At 45.0% G+C, this 18,080-nt stretch carries 18 protein-coding genes; 12 read left to right on the top strand and 6 right to left on the bottom strand.

What is annotated here, in order from left to right:
* Positions 1-1,588: hypothetical protein (locus ACODJP_RS01285; RefSeq protein WP_422477653.1), on the bottom strand; the 1,588-nt coding region annotated here is incomplete at its 3' end.
* Positions 1,589-1,760: 172 nt separating this feature from the next.
* Here ACODJP_RS01285 and ACODJP_RS01280 point away from each other — a divergent pair.
* Entirely contained in the window at positions 1,761-2,126 is a 366-nt protein-coding gene (locus ACODJP_RS01280; protein WP_422477651.1) for a DUF7670 domain-containing protein, read from the top strand.
* Position 2,127: 1 nt separating this feature from the next.
* Positions 2,128-2,520 (top strand): FMN-binding protein, encoded by a 393-nt coding sequence (locus tag ACODJP_RS01275; protein ID WP_422477649.1) that lies wholly within the window; start codon positions 2,128-2,130, stop codon positions 2,518-2,520.
* Between the two features lie 17 nt (positions 2,521-2,537).
* Here the strand turns inward: ACODJP_RS01275 and ACODJP_RS01270 are convergent, their stop codons facing one another.
* Both ACODJP_RS01270 and ACODJP_RS01265 read right to left on the bottom strand, forming a co-directional pair.
* A complete protein-coding gene (locus ACODJP_RS01270; RefSeq protein WP_422477647.1) occupies positions 2,538-2,948 on the bottom strand; it encodes a flavodoxin domain-containing protein in 411 nt (136 codons plus the stop codon).
* 21 nt (positions 2,949-2,969) lie between these two features.
* Positions 2,970-3,773 (bottom strand): SDR family NAD(P)-dependent oxidoreductase, encoded by an 804-nt coding sequence (locus ACODJP_RS01265; RefSeq protein ID WP_422477645.1) that lies wholly within the window; start codon positions 3,771-3,773, stop codon positions 2,970-2,972.
* A gap of 138 nt (positions 3,774-3,911) precedes the next feature.
* On the opposite strand from ACODJP_RS01265, the gene ACODJP_RS01260 reads away from it, so the two are divergent.
* A complete protein-coding gene (locus ACODJP_RS01260; RefSeq protein ID WP_422477643.1) occupies positions 3,912-4,709 on the top strand; it encodes an inositol monophosphatase family protein in 798 nt (265 codons plus the stop codon).
* A gap of 9 nt (positions 4,710-4,718) precedes the next feature.
* Here ACODJP_RS01260 and ablB read toward each other — a convergent pair whose 3' ends face one another.
* Positions 4,719-5,555 carry a putative beta-lysine N-acetyltransferase gene (gene ablB, locus ACODJP_RS01255; protein ID WP_422477641.1) on the bottom strand — a complete coding sequence of 279 codons (837 nt, stop codon included), beginning with the start codon at positions 5,553-5,555 and terminating at the stop codon, positions 4,719-4,721.
* A gap of 1 nt (position 5,556) precedes the next feature.
* Positions 5,557-6,891 carry a lysine 2,3-aminomutase gene (gene ablA, locus ACODJP_RS01250; protein WP_422477639.1) on the bottom strand — a complete coding sequence of 445 codons (1,335 nt, stop codon included), beginning with the start codon at positions 6,889-6,891 and terminating at the stop codon, positions 5,557-5,559.
* A gap of 561 nt (positions 6,892-7,452) precedes the next feature.
* Between ablA and ACODJP_RS01245 the strand changes: the two genes are divergently transcribed.
* The 6 genes from ACODJP_RS01245 to ACODJP_RS01220 all read left to right on the top strand — a co-directional run bounded on the left by ACODJP_RS01245 (position 7,453) and on the right by ACODJP_RS01220 (position 12,269).
* Entirely contained in the window at positions 7,453-7,848 is a 396-nt protein-coding gene (locus tag ACODJP_RS01245) for a MarR family winged helix-turn-helix transcriptional regulator (RefSeq protein ID WP_422477637.1), read from the top strand.
* A gap of 16 nt (positions 7,849-7,864) precedes the next feature.
* Complete coding sequence (locus ACODJP_RS01240; RefSeq protein WP_422477635.1) at positions 7,865-8,527, top strand: methyltransferase domain-containing protein; 663 nt, start codon at positions 7,865-7,867, stop codon at positions 8,525-8,527.
* Positions 8,528-8,862: 335 nt separating this feature from the next.
* Positions 8,863-10,170, top strand: coding sequence for a radical SAM protein (locus ACODJP_RS01235; RefSeq protein ID WP_422477633.1), 1,308 nt, complete (start codon positions 8,863-8,865; stop codon positions 10,168-10,170).
* A gap of 35 nt (positions 10,171-10,205) precedes the next feature.
* A complete protein-coding gene (locus tag ACODJP_RS01230; protein ID WP_422477631.1) occupies positions 10,206-11,486 on the top strand; it encodes an FAD-dependent oxidoreductase in 1,281 nt (426 codons plus the stop codon).
* 8 nt (positions 11,487-11,494) lie between these two features.
* Positions 11,495-12,049: a DUF1847 domain-containing protein gene (locus tag ACODJP_RS01225; protein WP_422477629.1), complete on the top strand. Its 555-nt coding sequence runs from the start codon at positions 11,495-11,497 to the stop codon at positions 12,047-12,049.
* 58 nt (positions 12,050-12,107) lie between these two features.
* Complete coding sequence (locus ACODJP_RS01220) at positions 12,108-12,269, top strand: hypothetical protein (protein WP_422477627.1); 162 nt, start codon at positions 12,108-12,110, stop codon at positions 12,267-12,269.
* A 5-nt stretch (positions 12,270-12,274) separates the two neighbouring features.
* Here the strand turns inward: ACODJP_RS01220 and ACODJP_RS01215 are convergent, their stop codons facing one another.
* Entirely contained in the window at positions 12,275-14,011 is a 1,737-nt protein-coding gene (locus tag ACODJP_RS01215) for a M3 family metallopeptidase (RefSeq protein WP_422477625.1), read from the bottom strand.
* A 192-nt stretch (positions 14,012-14,203) separates the two neighbouring features.
* Here ACODJP_RS01215 and ACODJP_RS01210 point away from each other — a divergent pair, with 192 nt between their 5' ends.
* The 3 genes from ACODJP_RS01210 to ACODJP_RS01200 all read left to right on the top strand — a co-directional run bounded on the left by ACODJP_RS01210 (position 14,204) and on the right by ACODJP_RS01200 (position 18,073).
* Positions 14,204-15,286 (top strand): ABC transporter substrate-binding protein, encoded by a 1,083-nt coding sequence (locus tag ACODJP_RS01210; RefSeq protein ID WP_422477623.1) that lies wholly within the window; start codon positions 14,204-14,206, stop codon positions 15,284-15,286.
* Positions 15,287-15,352: 66 nt separating this feature from the next.
* The gene (locus tag ACODJP_RS01205; RefSeq protein WP_422477621.1) at positions 15,353-16,978 is read left to right on the top strand and encodes an ABC transporter permease; all 1,626 of its coding nucleotides are present in this window, start codon (positions 15,353-15,355) and stop codon (positions 16,976-16,978) included.
* 3 nt (positions 16,979-16,981) lie between these two features.
* On the top strand, positions 16,982-18,073 hold the full coding sequence (locus ACODJP_RS01200) for an ABC transporter ATP-binding protein (RefSeq protein WP_422477619.1): 1,092 nt from the start codon (positions 16,982-16,984) through the stop codon (positions 18,071-18,073).
* Positions 18,074-18,080 lie beyond the last annotated feature (7 nt).

The raw sequence follows: 18,080 nt of genomic DNA, 5'->3' as shown, positions 1-18,080 counted from the left end.
TACTACCGTCACCGTTGGTGTCGCCAGCGATATCGTCGTTCGCACTGGTAAGGATAACCGGTCTTCCCGTGGCACCCCTGGCTTTCAACTTTCCAGCGACTTCCAGACCGCTACCCGCATCGAACTTCAACACGACGCCCTCGGCCAACGTCATAACTGCACTCTGGTTGATCTTAAGACCGCCACTGTTATAGGGGAGATTGTCGTAGGAACGTAGCGTGAAGTCGACTTCATTGACATTGCCATAACTCAACCGTATACCGTGGTTTTCGATTGCTGTATACCGGTTGTATTGCAAATTGGTAAAGTCAGATGAGGGAGATTGTACTTGTGCGATAAAGGAAGCACTGTCAAGGTCACTATGGGTGATCGTAGGCTTGGAATCGTTGAAGAGCTGGATGATACTTCCAGCTGTATATGCTATCTGGCTCTGCTCGATAATTGGTGCTGCGTTCCCGAGAGTATACAGGGCGGAATTACGCCATGCACCTTCAAGAACGATTCTGGCGCCTGCATAGAGGACTCTGGCATGATTCAATTTGGCTTTTGAGCCATTGTTAAAGATAATTCCAATCCATGAACCTTCCTTGGTAGCATTTTCGCTGGTAAAGACGACCTCCCTTCCAGCCGAACCACGGACATCAAGAGTTCCATTGACTTGGAACTTCACATTATCTTTAAACCGTAAGAGAACACCTTCTTCAATGACTAAGGATTTACCTTCTGCAACTGTGATATCGCCAACTACTGTATAGGGGCTGTCGGCGGTTGTAAGTACACCTTCGATATTCCCTTTAAGCTCAGATTTCGATACATTGGCGGGATTGTCCTTGAAAGGTGCCATCCGGACAGCTTGATTACCATCCGCAGTAGCAACATCTTTGGCAATCGGGTATACCTTGGGTCGTTCGGCTTCTTCCAATTCGAGTTCAATCTTCTCTACTTCATCAACTGGAATATCGTAAGTGTGGGGATGTGGTGTCTCTACCCAGATATATCCGGGTTCAGGGTCCACCGATGCTCCGAGGTAATTGATGGAGAATCGTGTGGTTTTATTTAAATCCTTCGGAGAAAGTACACCGATACCTAAGATGTACGTATTACCCGCCTCTAAGGATACTTGTAACGACTCAGCTGGGTTCCCATTAATCAAATTATCCGCAAGTGCATCATCCTGATCGAAGCTATAGATGCTCATATAGAGCGGAAAGCGAGCGAAATCATCATGGATAATTTCAAATGTACCTGTCTCTTCTGCATCGAACAGGATGATCAATGGATCGGTAAGTATAATGGAGAATGGCCAATCGATGAGATTTACATAGGCCACGCCATCGGCATCAGCTTGGAAAACGAACTCCTCTGGAGGCGTCGCAGGTTTTGGAGGCTCCGGTGGAGGAGTTGGTTTTTGTTGGGGTGCCGGTGGTGTTGGTTCCGGCTGCGGTTCAGAAGCCGGTTCGGAGGCCGTCTCCGTAGGGTAGGAATAGATGGGTCTAGTAGGACCAAGGAGGGAGGAACATCCTCCCAAAGCAAAGATGAGGATAATCAACAGACTGACTATCAATGGTTTTTTTTGCGTTTTTTTCATCACGCCGCCTCCGAAAGTTATTGTTTTATGTCACAATGGTAGCATAGAATCTAGATTTTTCGATGGAAAAGTGAAAATATTATCGATTGGAAGGATGCAAAGGAACGCAGACGGTATTTAGTTGTACTGGTATTGCAAATAGTAATGTGATAAGAAGAGGTTAGAATTGAAAATGACAGGAAAATTTATTCGCTTGTTATTGGTCATAGGCTCTGTCCTTGCACTAGCCTATGCCTTGGTTCTATTTCTATTGGCAATGGATTCTTTCGAATCGGATACTATTGCCTTACGTGATATCCTAGGCTTCGGCATCCATAGTGTCCCTTCTTTGATTGTTATGATTTTGGCCTTGGTTGGATGGAAAACCCCATTGTGGGGTTGTCTTGGATTTTTTGCCGTAGCTGTGGGTTTCCTCCTATTCTTCGGGGGAGGGTATGATACCATTTCCTTCACTATGATTACGGGAATTCCCCTGGTACTTGCGATCATCTATGCTGTGGTATGGTTCGCATCCCGAAAAAATATGAAGGAGCTTTAGCTTGAAAAAACGTTATATTGTTTTATTGGCAGTTGTTGTGATCATCGTAATCAGTATTTTTGTATTTCGTTCTTTTGTCAGACAAGCTGAAGAAGGTTTGGATCAGTTATCATCGCTTACCATCGACACCCCCGATCTACAAAGTATTCCGGACGGGACCTATGAAGGCTCGTATGAGGCGTTTCCTGTAAAAGTGGTTGCCCAAGTCCAAATCCAGAATCAGAAGATCACCAACGTTGAATTGTTGGAACATAGAAATGGACAAGGAAAACCAGCGGAAGCACTCACTTCTCGGATAGTTGAACAGCAGAGCGTGGAACTCGATGTTGTTTCCGGAGCAACCTATAGTAGTATGGTGATCCTTAAAGCGGTTGAGCTGGCTTTGACGCAATAAGTCTTATTTGACAGCGATTACATCTGCCGTTTGGCAAAGGCTATGGCAGCATCGTAATCATCCCTATTGGGATGACCCCATCCGTAGATGAGGAAGCTTCCCCAGCATACGACCTCTTCCGTTACCACTTCAATACCCTTAGCGACCAAAGCAGCACGGATCTCTTTCTGGAAGAATTTCCGGCTAGCACAAGAGGTAACCAAAGCCACTCTCTTTACCTGTCGTGGATCCAGGTTTTGTACAAAGTCGATGAGATCTGGGTTACTCTTGCCTCCGTAGATTCCTCCCACGATGAACAAGAGATCCACTGCCTCGAGTTTTGGATTGTCCTTCGCATCGACTGCCTCGATCTTTAGATTTTCAGCCATTGCCTTCGCGATCTTACGTGAATGTCCAGTTTTGGTTCTATATACGATCTTTGTATTCACCCGTTCCTCCCTATTCACTGTTTACTTGTATAATTTCGAAACCGAACTCTGCCTCGTTGTAAGCAGCCGTGCTATACGGGGAAAGTGTCGGTACATGAAGCTGGCGAATTTTCCCAACGGGGTCAATGTCATCTCTGCGACTCTTCTATCGGTACATGTTACTACTTTCTCTGCAACCGATTCTTGTGATGCTGCACGATTGCGATGCTGTAGTGAAATTGGTGTCCCATCCGGCCCAAACAATCGTTTTTCCGGATCGTTTTGCGTCATTGCCACATGGACTATACCGATATGCACACCAGAACCGGATAATTCACAACGGAGCGATTCTGATAGTACCTTAATTGCGGCCTTGCTTGCCCCATAAAATGATGTGTAAGCGAGGCCATATAAAGCCATGATACTGGAAATAAAGACTATACTTCCCCTCCGTTCTTTGATCGAATTCAGAGAGCTTTTGATCATATGCAGACTTCCAAAGTAGTTCGTATCCATGATCTTCCGGGCAACGTCGACAGTGGTATCTTTAATAGTGCCACGCATTGACACACCTGCATTAAGAATAAGGATATCGATGCCTCCATAATGGGAGACTATCGTAGTAATGATCTTATCACATGCTTCGCAGTCGGTGACATCAAGCTGAAAGGCGAGTATATCGAATCCTCTAGCCTTGAAAATAGATTGGCAAGTATCCAATGCCGTAGCATCTCTCCCAAGAATCACCAAACGGTATCCGCGTATACCATAGGCTTCTGCTATTGCCCTTCCGATGCCCTTTGCTCCTCCGGTGATCACCACCACCCGGTTGTTCTTGTTGTGCATCCATGTGCTCCTCTTCCTTCAAGTGTAGATGATGGCTTGTCGTCCTGTCCACAAGGATCCGTTGCATTAAAGGATAAATTTGACCATACTTGCGGTATCGATTCAAACAGAGACAATGGTAGACAAAGGAAGGCAATCATGGGAAATGGTGATGGAAGAACTCAGAGATTACAAGCCGCACAAGAGGTTGCCCGCATAGCGGGGAAACTCCTGGCAAACAGGCCAGACCAAGGACTGCAGACTGCAACCAAAGGCAGGAATGATTTTGTCACGGTCATGGATGTTCAATCTGAAAAACTGATCAAAGAATACCTGCACCAGCGTTTCCCGGAGGACAACTTTCTCGGTGAAGAGATGGGTTTCGAAAAATATGGCGATGGGGGTACCTGGATTATCGACCCCATAGATGGGACGACCAACTATATCCACGGACTGCCTGGTTTTACCATCAGTATTGCCTACGAGGAGAAACGATGGAATCCTGTAATAGGGGTGGTTTACGATCCAACCGGTGATGAGATGTTTGCTGCTCAAGAGGGGAAAGGGTCCTATCTTAATGGTAAGCCGATTTCTGCTTCGACAGTCGGTAATCCCCATGAGACAGTGATCATGATTTCACCTCCTCTGAGGAAGATGCAACGGATGGATGACTATATGCGCATGCTCGAAGTACTCAGCAAGGATTCCGGTGAGATGAGGGATTATGGCTCTGCGGCGTTGCATCTGAGTTACATAGCAGCGGGAAGGGCTGAGGCTTTCATTGAATTCAACCTCGGATACCATGATATCGCAGCCGGAGTGGTGATACTCGCTGAAGCTGGTGGAAAAATATCCCCAATCGATCTGGGAGATCTGCAGGATTGGACGAGCAATATTATCGCTACCAACGATGTATTACATAGTTGGTTTACCCGACAAATACAGATTCCTCGATAGGTATCATACTCAAAGACTTTTGAACCACACATTCATACTCTCGATATTTCCCGCGATATCGGTATTGTTGTGTAATCGACCACCGAACTGGTAGTCGGCTTTCCCGAAGGTCACATTCATGCCAGGAGAAATTGCTCTGGCTATCGTATAGGCTGTGAGTATACCCTTCTCTTTAATTTCCTGCTCCAAGAAGCTAAGGAGTTGGAGGGCATAGCCGTTTCCGCGAGCGTCGGGGAGGGTCGCAAAGTCGGTCATTTCAGCATAACGCTTGTCGTGTTGGACGCTACATTCTGCTGAAGCGAGGGCAACGAGTTCCCCGTCAGTCTCAATTCCTGCGAAAACAGTACCTTCTTCCATGGATTTGACGATAAATTTCGGATTGTCGATTGGGAAAGGGTAGGAATCGAATACTCGTCCGTAGATCTTGGCCATCGTTTGGGCATCTTCGGTGGTGCACAGGCGAACCGATTCATGGGTCGGTTCATCGGTCGATTCTTTTGCCAAGGCTACAGTACATATGTTCTCGTACTCTTTCTTTAGCGACTCTTCATATCGATTTTTGTCCAAAAACAGACCTAGAAATAGACCATCTACTTTCCCATGGAACAATTTGTCGGCCTTAGCCTCGATCAAGAAACCAGCATCAAGGAATGCTTTGGAGTTTTTCGCAGGTATTTTGGCGAAAATTTTCCCGTAGTTATTCGTCCTAGCTAATTCGAGAAGGTCGGGGACAAGAATCGATGGATCGGCTGATCCCAGATCCATCAGATAGATGCGGTCATTACTCGTACCATGCTGGACGAGGGCGCCGTCCAGCATCATGGTGGTGTCATTCATATCGGCCATATTAGCTATTTCCTAGTTCTACATTCGCCTCTGTATAAGCATCGGATGCCTTTACATGGCCTTCCGGGGTCATGGAATAGCTTTCATCATAGTCAGCCAACAATTTTTCTATACCATAAGCCTTGAATTCATCTGAGTCATTCATCTTCAGTTCCAACGTACATTTGTCGCAATTTCGATCGCACATGACTGAAGCATAGTCATCCGGTTCCCGATAAGTGGTTATGACACCTTCAAAGTTTCGAAGTATAACCTTGTTTGTTGACCAGGAGAGTATGTAGTTAGGCATGATGGGGATTTTTCCACCGCCACCAGGAGCGTCGATCACGTAGGTGGGAACACTCAAACCACTGGTGTGTCCACGAAGACTTTCCATGATTTCGATTCCTTTACCTACCTTTGTCCTAAAGTGGGTCAGGCCTTCTGAAAGATCGCATTGGTACAAGTAGTAGGGGCGGACTCTGCTATAGGTAAGTTTCTGGACAAGTTTTTTCATGATTCTCGGGCAATCATTTACATCATTAAGTAGGACGGACTGGTTACCCATCGGAATTCCTGCATCCGCAAGCATCTCAACCGCCTTACGGGAAGATTTTGTTAACTCACGGGGGTGGTTGAACTGAGTATTGAGAAATACCGGATGATATTTCTTGAGCATGGAAACCAATTTTTCATCCACCCTATAGGGAAGGACGACTGGTATCCGAGAACCTATTCTAATGATTTCAACATGCTCGATTGAGCGTAGTTCAGAGAGAATCCATTCAAGATAATCGTCAGAGAGCATTAATGGATCACCACCACTGAGAAGGACATCACGTACCTGCGGAGTATTACGAATATATTGCAATCCTACTTCAATCTGATCTCGGTTTGGAATACTATCTACATCGCCCACCTTCCGTTTTCTTGTACAGTGGCGACAATACATCGCACAGACATTGCTTATCAAAAACAACACCCGGTCTGGATAGCGATGCGTAATACCGGGAACCGGGCTATCCGCATCTTCATGGAGGGGATCTTCCATATCATAGGCAGCAATATCCAACTCTCGTATATCTGGAAACGATTGTTTAAAAATAGGATCGTTTTCAATGTTATCCGTATCGATCAATGACAGGTAGTAGGGTGTAATGGACATGGGGAATTTGCTGATGGTTGTCTCAATATCCTTTCGTTTCTCTTCTGGAAAGGTATAGTCGAGCAATTTTTCAAATGTCGCGACATCCTTAATACAGTGTTTGAGCTGCCACTTCCAATCGCGCCAGCGATCTAAGCTGATATCCTTGTCAAAACGATCTACTATGTGTTGTTCTGATTCGGTGAATTTCATAGATATTCCTCATTATTTACTCCTACCATGGTTCCAAAGGCAAAGGTAAGCCCAGGGCACACAGGAGGTCTGTGGTCGAATGATTGCTTCAATCAATATGCAATTATTCTTGTCTTGAATAATGCAATTATATCATGGATATGGAATAACCGCAAGGAACCAAAAATTCCACATCCTATATGTCCCAATTCTGATCATATTCGAGAGGCGATTTACAGAGCGTATGTATCGGCACTCAAGTAACATGGAACATCGTATGGACAATGCACAAAAACCCATTCTAGCGAGCTGAAACATCCTCATCTTTGCTTCCTTGTCCTTGTTCTCTGTCCGATTTGCTCCAAGTTCATCCACAAGATTATGCTGTTACAGATTTCTAGGAGTACTTTGGTCTTGGATTCTGCAGTATGATGTAAGTGGGAAGCAGGTGTGTAGCATAGTCACACAAGCTTCCTAGGTCGCTTGACAAGCAGAGAGGGATATGGTTAATTGCGTATAACAATAGTTGCTAATAGCAACAATCATACCTGCAGATCACTGGAGTGGAGAGTTCGGAGAGAAATGATTGAAGATATATTGCGAATCAATAAACGGTGTAATTTTGGTGATGAGATTGGTAAAACCCATGATCTCACCCTTGGAGAGGTAGAATGTATCTCCGCAATTGCCCGTAATGAAGAGCTTACTTCAAAAAATCTCTCTTCGATTTTGGAACTTTCTCCCTCGCGCGGGAGCAGGGTCGTGAACAAACTGGTTGAGCGGAATTTCGTCAAGACCAGGTTTGATTCCCACGATAGGAGAACCGTATTGCTCTCCCTAACTCAGAAGGGTCACGAGTGTTATCTTGAGCTTGAAGAAGAGAAGCACCGATGTGAACAACGGTTGTTCGCCCAGTTGGATGAAGAACAATTGCATGTGGTCGAACAAGGACTACATATCTTGTTGAATGTTATATAGAGGAGTTGTTGTCACTATGGAATCACAAGTGCAAAACGCAATCAATCTGCGCTACTCGGAGCTTGCCCAGACAAGCTGTTGTCTCTCCTGTGGTGGAGCGATCAATCATAGCGGTGCGTCTGAGGGTGAAGTCTGTGTAGACCTCGGCAGTGGAAGGGGTACGGATGTCCTAAGACTGGCAGAAAGTGTGGGGCCCCATGGCTTTGTATATGGAATCGATATTTCTGATGGAATGCTGGGAAAAGCTCGCAAACGAGCTGAGCAGATGGGAGTAGCGAATGTTTCATTTGAAAAAGCGAATCTTGAGGAGCTTCCGATCGAGAGTGGAACAGTCAATCTGGTCATTTCCAATTGCACGATCAATCATGCCGATGATAAACTAAAGGTATGGAAGGAGATCCATAGGATTCTGGCTCCCGGCGGACGTTTTGTCGTTAGTGATATTTATTCATTGCTGCCGGTCCCTGAGAAGTATCGTGATGATCCGGAGGCAGTCGCTGAATGCTGGGCAGGCTCGGTAACCCGGGATGTATACAGTAGTCAGTTATCAGAAGCTGGCTTTTCCGATGTGCAGATACTTGAGGAGAGTGAACCATACCCCAAAGGTCAGATAGAGGTTGTCAGCTGGACTATTCTTGGAGTCAAAGCTTCCAAGAAAAAATGCAGTTGCCAAAAGTGATAAGTTTGGATACCCCAGGGCAAGCCCTGGTAAGAGGAGGCGTTGCCTCCTACTTTGCCCGAGAGGGTGGAGTATCAATAAAACGTTTCCTGTACGAGCTTGGCAAAGGCTCCATGTGATGGCTCCGCTGTCCTTGCTTAGTTGGGAAATACATGAGGAAGGAGGTAAAACATGAGATCACTCATTACCAAGAATCCTGTCGTCAAGAAAGCCGTAGCACAGTGCTGCGCAAAGAATTCAGTTGTTGTAGCAGGTTGCCACGACTAAGGATTCCGGATGTTTCCGGTCGACTTCTCAGTCGGCCGGGAACTCCACTTTCAAAGGAATAGTACCCCATGGAACAATCAAGACATAATATTATTGGAAAACTGAAAGATAGTGACGAATACTTCATCGTGAATCCGCTGAGTAGAGAAGCCGATATCATCACTGTCGAAAAGGCAAAGGAGTTTGAAACAGGGAGGTTCACCAACTCAGAAGAATTGGTGGAAAAAGGTTACCTGGTCAAGCCCGAAGAGGAGAAGAGACGATACAATCGGGAGTATCTTGATTTTCTGGATAATCGTGATGAAGATGAAATCCAGATATTCTATGTCCCTACCTATTTCTGTAACTTTGCCTGTACCTATTGTTACCAAGAGGGGTATGAGCATACTCCTGAAGTGAAACATACTGATGTTATTGATGCATTTTTCACCTATGTGGAGAAAGAATTTGCGGGGCGACGGAAGTACATCACCGTGTTCGGTGGTGAACCATTATTGCCAGGCACAGCTGCCAAAACCAATGTCTCTTACCTGATCGAAGAGGCTACGAAACGTAAGTTACAACTTGCTTTTGTGACTAATGGCCATACGTTAGCAGAATATGTCCCTATCCTGAAGAAAGGATTGATCAGGGAAATTCAAGTTACTTTGGATGGTCCAGCTGAAGTCCATGACCGTAGGAGAATGCTCAAAGGTGGTCAAGGAACGTTTTCCCAGATAGTCGAAGGTATCGATGCGGCATTAGCAGAGCATATGCCGATCAACCTTCGTGCCGTTATGGATAAGCAGAATATGCCCTATCTTGGAGAACTCGCCGATTTTGCGATAGAAAAAGGATGGACAGATAGTCCCTTGTTCAAGACCCAATTGGGGAGGAACTATGAGTTGCATGTTTGCCAAGCGGATCAACAAAAATTATACGATCGGGTAAATATGTATGAGGATGTTTATGAATTGGTTAAGCGCCAACCGTCATTTCTTCAATTCCATCGCCCCGCCTTCTCAATCTCCAAATTCCTTTTTGAAAATGGAGAGATGCCAAGCCCACTTTTCGATTCATGTCCTGGATGTAAGACTGAATGGGCATTCGATTTCTCTGGTCGAATCTACTCATGTACCGCAACTGTAGGAAAAGAGGGGGAATCATTGGGTACCTTCTATCCAACGGTAACGAAAAAGGAAGAAATTATCGAACAATGGGAGGAACGGGATGTTACAACGATTGAGGCCTGCAGAGGCTGTCCACTCCAACTTGCATGCGGAGGCGGTTGTGCTGCTGTGGCAAAGAATGCGACTGGTAAAATCGGTAGTCCCGACTGCCGCCCGGTGAAGGATCTCATGGGAATGGGGCTTTCGCTCTACTTTAACCAACAATAATACATATACGAAATATACGAGGAGTTGTTACTATTATGACTGAATTTGTAAAAGAAATTACTGCAGCAGATTTCCAGAAAGAGGTGCTTGATGCACCAAGAGCTATTGTCGATTTCTATTCAACCGAATGTCCCCCTTGTGAGGCATTGGCATCCAAGTATGATGCATTGAGCGAGATCTACGGGGAATATGTTCCCTTTATCAAGATTTTTCGCCAGGGAAACCGTGAATTGGCAACAGAACTAGATGTAACCGGTTCACCGACTGTCCTCTTCTATGAGAAGGGTAAGATTGTAGGTGAAAAGTTGACCGGAGGAGTGAAACGATCCGATCTAATGAAAAATATTGAAGCTCTGCTTAGTGAAAAAGAGATCGAATCAGCAAGGAAGAAGATAGTTCCAGTTGAGACAGAGACCGATGTTGTCATCCTTGGCGGAGGACCTGCAGGTCTCACTGCAGGGATCTATCTTGCGCAAGCACATGTAAAGACAATTCTAGTAGATACAGCCTTGCCTGGAGGATATGTCGCTACGACTCATCAAGTATCCAATTATCCAGGGTTCATAGATGCTCAGCAGGGGGTCATGCTTTCGCACTATATGAGTGAGCAGGCAAAGGCCAATGGAGTGGAATTTAGAGCTGCTGTTGAGGTGAACTCGGTTGATTTGGAGGGAAGGACAGTAACCATAGATGGAGTTGAGACTATCCACGCGAAAAGAGTTGTCATAGCAACCGGATCCCGGCCACGTCCTCTTGGTCTTCCTGGGGAGAATGAGTATCGAGGCAATGGCATTTCGTACTGTGCCACATGTGATGCGAAGTATTTTGAAGGGAAGGATGTTGTAGTTATCGGTGGCGGGAATTCCGCTGTTGAAGAAACCCTATTTATTGCCAAGTTCGCAAAAAAGATCACCATGGTGCATCAGTTTGACCATTTCCAGGCTAATAAGGTTGCCCAGGACTCCTTGAGGAAACTGGATAATGTCGAGGTACTGTTTGAACACGAGCCGAGGGAATTCAAGAAATACGCTACTATGGATATGGGGGTAGTGGTTGAAAATTTGAAGACCAAGGAGATGAAGGAATTGCGGACCAACGGGATCTTTGTTTTCGTTGGGTTCCTCCCAAATATCGAGATGTTCAAAGAAGGCTTGGAACTTGATCAATGGGGGTACCTGATGGCCAATAATGATATGGAAACCAATATCAAGGGTGTCTATGCAGTTGGCGATGTAAAGACAAAGCAATACCGTCAGATCACTACTGCTGTAGCTGATGGAACTATAGCAGCAATCGCAATTTCAAAAGGCCTATAGACTTACCGATGAATTGTTTGGCATGTAAGACCAAGTCCTGCAGGAAAGCAGTTTCCTGTGGGGCAGAGTCATTCGATTTGGATTCAGCTCTCCAGCAATACCATGAACCTGAAAATCAACGGGTCATCCAGACAGGAGCCCATTTGGTTGATGGCGGAAGGGCTGGCTCCCTTTCTCGAATGCAGGAAATCGTGGAATTTGTAAAGGAGATGCAGTATACGAAGATTGGTCTTGCCTATTGCTACGGAATGGAGACTCTCGCCGAGCAGGTCCGTCAGATACTTGCATCGGAGGGGATTGCAGTCATTGGTGTATCGTGTACGATTGGAGCTTTTCGTCAGAATGAGGTCAATGAAGAGAGTTCATTACCTGGTGTATCATGTAGCCCTCTCAACCAAGCTGCGCAATTGAATGCCCAAGGTGTGGATCTTGCTATTGTCATCGGATTGTGTATGGGACACGACGTATTGTTCAATCGACAGTTCGCCGGAGATGTCACCACTTTAGTAGTCAAGGATCGCGTATACGATCATGCACCGGTCAAGGGTATCGTAAACTACTAATAATCGTTGCCCGGGTGGCGTTTCCCGTCTATACTATACGTGTAAAGGGAGGATGCCTATGGAAAAAGAGATTACTCTTACCCAGTTCGCCCAAGAATTGAAACAACGCCTCAATACGGGCAAGACTGTCGATTGCTGTAAGGATGAATTACTTCGTCTAGCCGATATCATTAGCAAAAAGATCGGCGATGAAAAAATTCTCGTGACTTGGAAAGATTGACGATATTAGAGCAAACCCAAGGAATCGACCATCTCTTCAAATGTATGGAGCAGGGTATCAAAATGCTCCATTGCTTGCTTGTAGAGTCCGTCACTGGTGAGATCGATTCCGACTAATGAGAACGTTTGCTCTGGTGGGAATGTCCCTCCGCTTTTCAGAAGCCTCATATAGCGGGAAATCGCGTCCTTTTTACCGTTAAGAATCGAATCCGCTATCGACAAAGAAGCTATTGCTCCCGTCGGATACGTATATGAGTAGTAGGGTGTATACATTTGGTCTACGGTAAGCCATTCCAGGTCACCCACCGGTGTGAGATGGACAGACGGACCATAGTAATGTTTCCACAATGATCTGAACAAATTCCGCATATCCTGTAAGGACATGGGGGTCCCAGACTCTTCGCTGAGGAATACCTTGTGCTCAAATTCGGCTAACAATGTCTGGCGTAATAATTTTAATGTCATTCCTTGTAGTTGCCGTTCCAATAGGAAGGCTTTAGTCTGAACATCATGGGCTTGCAAGATAAGGTGTCGATAGAGCAACTCTTCGTGTACAGCTGCGACGGTTTCTGTTACCAAGACATCGTATGCATACGTGTGGAAAGGATTATGCTGGATACTGTACCATGCATGCATGGCGTGGCCACTTTCATGTGCTAAGGTAAAAAGACTTTGCAGAACATCTTCCTTATAGTTCAAGTTGACCAAAGGTCCGCCGTAGTAGCTGGTAGAGGTGAAAGCTCCAGGTCGTTTGTCCTCACGTTCGGCATAATCTACCCATGTTTTAAGTAACCCCTCTTTCAACGTAGTGGTGAATGTATCGCCGAGTAATGCAACTGAACCACAAATTTCTGTGACAGCTTGTCTGTAGGGGAAGTGAAAATCTTCAATCTCTACCAGAGGAACCATCAAATCATAAGCTTCCAGTCTTTCGACACCTAAAATCGCTTTCCTGAGGGAAAAATAACGATGGAATGAAGAAGCATGTCTGCGTATAGTCCCTATCACAGTATCATGGACCGATTCGGCAACGTTGTCTTCGTCAAATATTCTTTTCCGTGTAGATGACGAGCCTTGGATACGGCTGTACATGATCTCTTGTGCAATATGTGTCTTAAAAATGGTCGACAGCGATTGTTTATGAGTATCAAACTGCTTGTAATAGAGGTTATAGGCTGTATTTCTGATTTCCCTGTTATTTTGGACCATCATTCTCGAGTAGTTATTCTTCTTCAATGCAGTATGATTTCCCTGTATGTCTATTTCTCCAAAGTCGAAATCTTGGTTGACTAGGGCATCGAATAGTCGTTTAGTTGAATTTGGAAGGGATTTCATACGTGTCGTGAGCTGCCTGGAGCGATCGTCCAACGATTGGGGGAATTTATGCCGAATGTGAGCTATCAACCTCGTATAGGAGACTAATCCTGGTTTTTTTTCGATCAATCGGTGAAGGTCTTCTTCTGTAATGGATGCTATCCTTTGCAGGAAGGAGTTGTACCGTTCTTCCAATTCAACACCCATGCTCTCAACAGCTTCTACCTTGGAAGCGTCGGGCTGAAGGGTTGTTCCTGTGAAGAGAGCTTGTTGATGAGAGTACTCGAATACTGCCAAATCCGCACAGTACGATTCCAATGATTCCAAGAGTTTTGATGGTGAGAGCATCTGTCCATTGAAAACAGTGAGAGCATTCTTATCCTCGATTTCGGTATTCGAATACTCCTCACTCGAGTTTATGGTAGTCATGTACTATTCCTTCGACTCCTGTTATACCATGCAATCACAGGACATTCCAATCAGTATTGAGTATCTTGGAGTTCCGGCTCACACGGTAAAATGCCCGGCTCACCTTGGGTATGGTCCCATTCGTTCGATTCTTTTTTGGGCGAAGGGCTATATAAGGATACAATACGGCATCATTACACAGGAGGTAGTAAGATGAAACGTTTTATGGTTATTGCCATGTTCATCGCTTGCACAATGACAGTTTTTGCAACAGGTGCTCAGGAGGCTGACACACCAGCTGCAGATACCGGCCACGGTGAAACAGAATTGGTTGTCTACAGCACGATTTTCGCCGAATATGCCGAAGCAATGAAGGAGGGCTTTGAAGCTTTGCACCCAGGAGTGACAGTCAATGTGCTGAATCCCGGTGGAACCGAAGCAATGTTCAAGAAGTTAGAATCGGAGGCTGCGAATCCACAAGCAGATGTTGTCCACGCAGGTTCGATGATCAATTATCAGCACGCGATAGAGATGGGCTTGCTTGAGCCGTATGCTCCACAGGCTCCTGGATTCAAGTCTTCAATCGATGTTGGTTCCAGCAAGCTCGAGTTGAGCCATCCTGAGAACTATTATCATGTATGGTCTCTCATGTTTACTGGAGTAATGTATAACCAGCAGGTTCTTGATCGTTATAATCTTCCGGTACCAAAGACCTATAAGGATCTTGCCAATCCAATCTATAAAGATCAGATTATCAGTGCAAATCCTTTGAAGTCATCGACAGCAAGTTCCAATGTAGTCGCCATGTTGCAAATTTATGAAGACGATGCTCCTGCGATTTGGGAAGGTATCAATGAGAATTTGCCTTACTACTCAGGATCCAGCTCCAGAATCTACACATTGGTCAGCAAAGGTGAATTTGCCCTCGCCATTGGTTTGTCTAGACCAGCTCTTGTCGCTATGAACGAAGGCTATCCAGTCGGATTCGTATTCCCTGCGGATGGAAGTCAGGTATACGACAATTCGATGGCTTTGGTAAAAAATGCGAAGCATCCCAACTTGGCTAAGGAATTCATCGATTATATCTTGAGTGATGAAATGCAGTTGAAGGGTTCGGAATACCTTTACATTCCTGTCAAGCAGGGTGTGATGGATCCCTCCTTGCCAGTCAGCTTGGAGAGCGTCACAGCCGATATGGGCACAATCTATGCTCCCGATCCAGCACTTGCAGAAGCTAACAGGGATCTGATCCAAGATACCTTTGGTGAATATATCAGAACCAAGGGCACAAAATAAACGATCTGTCTCAGTCCATACCATGCCTCGGTGTGGTATGGACTCTCGAATGATTGGAGATTCTTCATGAAAAAAATCTACACCTTTTCTTGGTTCCATATAGCTTATGCATTTGCAACCCTGTTTCTGGTCGTTTTCCTTCTTTTTCCCATTGTTAAATTATTCACTGGATCATTCGGCATGATCTTTGGGAGTAGTGAACCCTTGCCTCCCGGATTCTTCTCATATCTCATGCGGGTCACAGGGAATACTCTCAATATGGCTTTGATGACAACAATCATCGCTGTCTTGATAGCCGTTCCTCTAGGTTTCTTGATCGCCAAACTTCAAATACCTGGTGCTGCCTTATTTTTAGGTATGCTCTCAGTTCCTTTGATTACCCCGGCATTCATTTCCAGTTTTGCTACCATCATATTACTGGGAAATAGTGGTGTGATAACCATGTTCTTCGAATTGTTCGGTATCAACCTGCCTTCAATTTACGGTTTGAGAGGTCTCGTGATTACGCAGGTTCTCCATGCCATGCCCTATGCATTGCTATTGGTGATAACAGGACTTAAAACTGTACCTCGCCATCTTGAGGAGGCCTCCATATCCCTTGGCAATGGAGTGTTGAAGACTCAATTTTCTATTGTTCTTCCCTATATAGCCCCCCATATCCTAATGGCTGCCCTTATGGTTTTCTTGACATCCATGGGTGATGTCGGAGGACCTCTGATAATCGGTGGAAGCTACCAGGTCATATCCACGGAAATATACAACAACTTCATCACATACATGGGTGATGAGCGGATTCCCATAATCTTCGGTGCTTGGACGCTCATTCTCTCTTTTATCCTACTCTTCATTGTAAGCCGTTTGATGAAGCTTACCGATGTCAAACATAGATTCAGAATCGGACAAATGACCTATGATCGTCCTCTTGCAAGAAAGTTCGGATTCTTGACATTGATAATTGTATCGCTAATATTCCTCGCTCCTTATATTGCAATAATAATCCAGTCATTCGGTACGATATGGGCATATGATTGGCTGCCAAAAGAATTTACTACGAACAACTATGTTAAAGCTTTGAGCGATATCTTGCCTATCAGGAATACCGTCATTCTGCTTTTAACCGTCACTCCGATTCTGATTATTCTGAGTGTGATTTTTGCACATATGTTCAAGAATCGAAAAATGATGCGGTGGGTCAGCTATTTTACGCTCATGCCGTTTACGATTCCTGGTGTCATTATTGCTGTAAGTCTTCTGGAGACGTACGCTGGTGTTTCGTTGGGTAAACGGGATCTTATTGCTTCAATCTACATCCTCATCATCGCGATTAGTATCCGACGTCTGCCATTTGTGTTAAAAATAATCGAAGCGGGATTCTCCAAGATCGATGATTCCCAACAAGAGGCTGCATTCAGTCTTGGTGCGTCTGAGGTGAAGGCCTTTTTCTCGGTGATATTGCCTCAGTTGAAACCGGCGATCTCCATGGCAGTCGTAATCGGTATGATAAAGGTTGTTACCGAATTGTCTTCCAGCCTGATGCTAAATCCTCCAGGTTGGAGAACCATGTCACTGTATATAGCCTACTTTGTCGAAGAAGGTTTCATTTCAAGAGCTGCGGCAATGGGTATCGTGCTTATAGCAATTGTGGGTATCGGTACAGCTATCTCCAATAAAATGAAGGAAAGGAATCAATAGACCATGAGTGAAATAACAATTGAGCATTTGCAAAAGAATTTTAGTTCTACGGTTGCTGTTAGTGATTTGTCGATCACTATCGAGAAAGGCGAACTGGTATCTCTCTTGGGACCTTCAGGGTGTGGAAAGACAACCTTGCTGAGGATGGTTGCCGGTTTCGAGACTCCAACAAGCGGAAAAATCATGCTTCGTGATAAGAATCTTGTGGATATCCCTCCCCAGAAAAGAAATATCGGTATAGTTTTTCAGGATTACGCGATCTTCCCGACGATGAATGTTTTCAATAACGTAGCGTATGGTTTGAAAATCAAGAAATACGACAAGGAGACCATCAATTCACTTGTGGCTGAGTATTTGGAATTGGTTGGGCTTACCGGATATGAAAAGAGAATGCCATCACAACTGTCTGGAGGACAACAGCAACGTGTAGCTCTGGCAAGAGCCTTGGTAATCAAGCCCGATGTCTTACTATTGGATGAACCGCTGTCGAATCTTGATGCCGCATTGCGTCTTAATATTAGAAAAGAGATCCGTAAGATTCAACAGACTCTGGGAATCACAACCATTTTTGTTACCCATGACCAAGAGGAGGCTCTTTCCATCTCTGATAAGGTCTTTGTCATGAGACAGGGGGAGTTGATGCAAGGTGGTACACCAGAAGTAATCTACAGAAGACCGAACAATGACTTTGTTGCCAGCTTCATTGGAAAATCGAATATCCTTTACGGAAAAGTAGCTGATCGCAATGACGATATCGTCTCGATACATGTCGATAACGAAGTGTTCCATGTCAAAAGCGATGAGGCAATAACAAAAGGTACCGATGTCTGGATGTCATTGAGACCACAGTATATCCGACTGAACGAGGATACTGCCGATCAATTCGACAACACGCTGGAAGGAACGATCAACTATATCGAATATTTGGGAGGTCTTGTAAAAGGTGAGATCTTGCTGTCTAATGGCATAACACTGGAATTTGAGCACCCTATTCGGGGTAACGCAGCTCCAGATCTGAAAAAAGGGCAGGCTGTCAAAGGTATATTCTCTCCCAAGGATCTCGTGATCGGGAGGAATATCAGGAAATTGAACTAGAGATAGT

Origin of the sequence: Pleomorphochaeta sp. DL1XJH-081 (genome assembly GCF_049310885.1) — a bacterium.
Taxonomy (GTDB): domain Bacteria; phylum Spirochaetota; class Spirochaetia; order Sphaerochaetales; family Sphaerochaetaceae; genus CAYZJV01.
The sequence above is the reverse complement of the archived record's forward strand: the minus strand, read 5'-3'. Positions and strand labels throughout refer to the sequence as shown.

Excerpts from the sequence above, each read along its gene's own strand:
- ACODJP_RS01280 (WP_422477651.1), top strand. The coding sequence starts at position 1,761 with ATGACAGGAAAATTTATTCGCTTGTTATTGGTCATAGGCTCTGTCCTT.
- ACODJP_RS01265 (WP_422477645.1), bottom strand. The coding sequence starts at position 3,773 with ATGCACAACAAGAACAACCGGGTGGTGGTGATCACCGGAGGAGCAAAG.
- ACODJP_RS01260 (WP_422477643.1), top strand. The coding sequence starts at position 3,912 with ATGGGAAATGGTGATGGAAGAACTCAGAGATTACAAGCCGCACAAGAG.
- ablB (WP_422477641.1), bottom strand. The coding sequence starts at position 5,555 with ATGGCCGATATGAATGACACCACCATGATGCTGGACGGCGCCCTCGTC.
- ablA (WP_422477639.1), bottom strand. The coding sequence starts at position 6,891 with ATGAAATTCACCGAATCAGAACAACACATAGTAGATCGTTTTGACAAG.
- ACODJP_RS01245 (WP_422477637.1), top strand. The coding sequence starts at position 7,453 with ATGATTGAAGATATATTGCGAATCAATAAACGGTGTAATTTTGGTGAT.
- ACODJP_RS01240 (WP_422477635.1), top strand. The coding sequence starts at position 7,865 with ATGGAATCACAAGTGCAAAACGCAATCAATCTGCGCTACTCGGAGCTT.
- ACODJP_RS01235 (WP_422477633.1), top strand. The coding sequence starts at position 8,863 with ATGGAACAATCAAGACATAATATTATTGGAAAACTGAAAGATAGTGAC.
- ACODJP_RS01230 (WP_422477631.1), top strand. The coding sequence starts at position 10,206 with ATGACTGAATTTGTAAAAGAAATTACTGCAGCAGATTTCCAGAAAGAG.
- ACODJP_RS01225 (WP_422477629.1), top strand. The coding sequence starts at position 11,495 with ATGAATTGTTTGGCATGTAAGACCAAGTCCTGCAGGAAAGCAGTTTCC.
- ACODJP_RS01220 (WP_422477627.1), top strand. The coding sequence starts at position 12,108 with ATGGAAAAAGAGATTACTCTTACCCAGTTCGCCCAAGAATTGAAACAA.
- ACODJP_RS01215 (WP_422477625.1), bottom strand. The coding sequence starts at position 14,011 with ATGACTACCATAAACTCGAGTGAGGAGTATTCGAATACCGAAATCGAG.
- ACODJP_RS01210 (WP_422477623.1), top strand. The coding sequence starts at position 14,204 with ATGAAACGTTTTATGGTTATTGCCATGTTCATCGCTTGCACAATGACA.
- ACODJP_RS01205 (WP_422477621.1), top strand. The coding sequence starts at position 15,353 with ATGAAAAAAATCTACACCTTTTCTTGGTTCCATATAGCTTATGCATTT.
- ACODJP_RS01200 (WP_422477619.1), top strand. The coding sequence starts at position 16,982 with ATGAGTGAAATAACAATTGAGCATTTGCAAAAGAATTTTAGTTCTACG.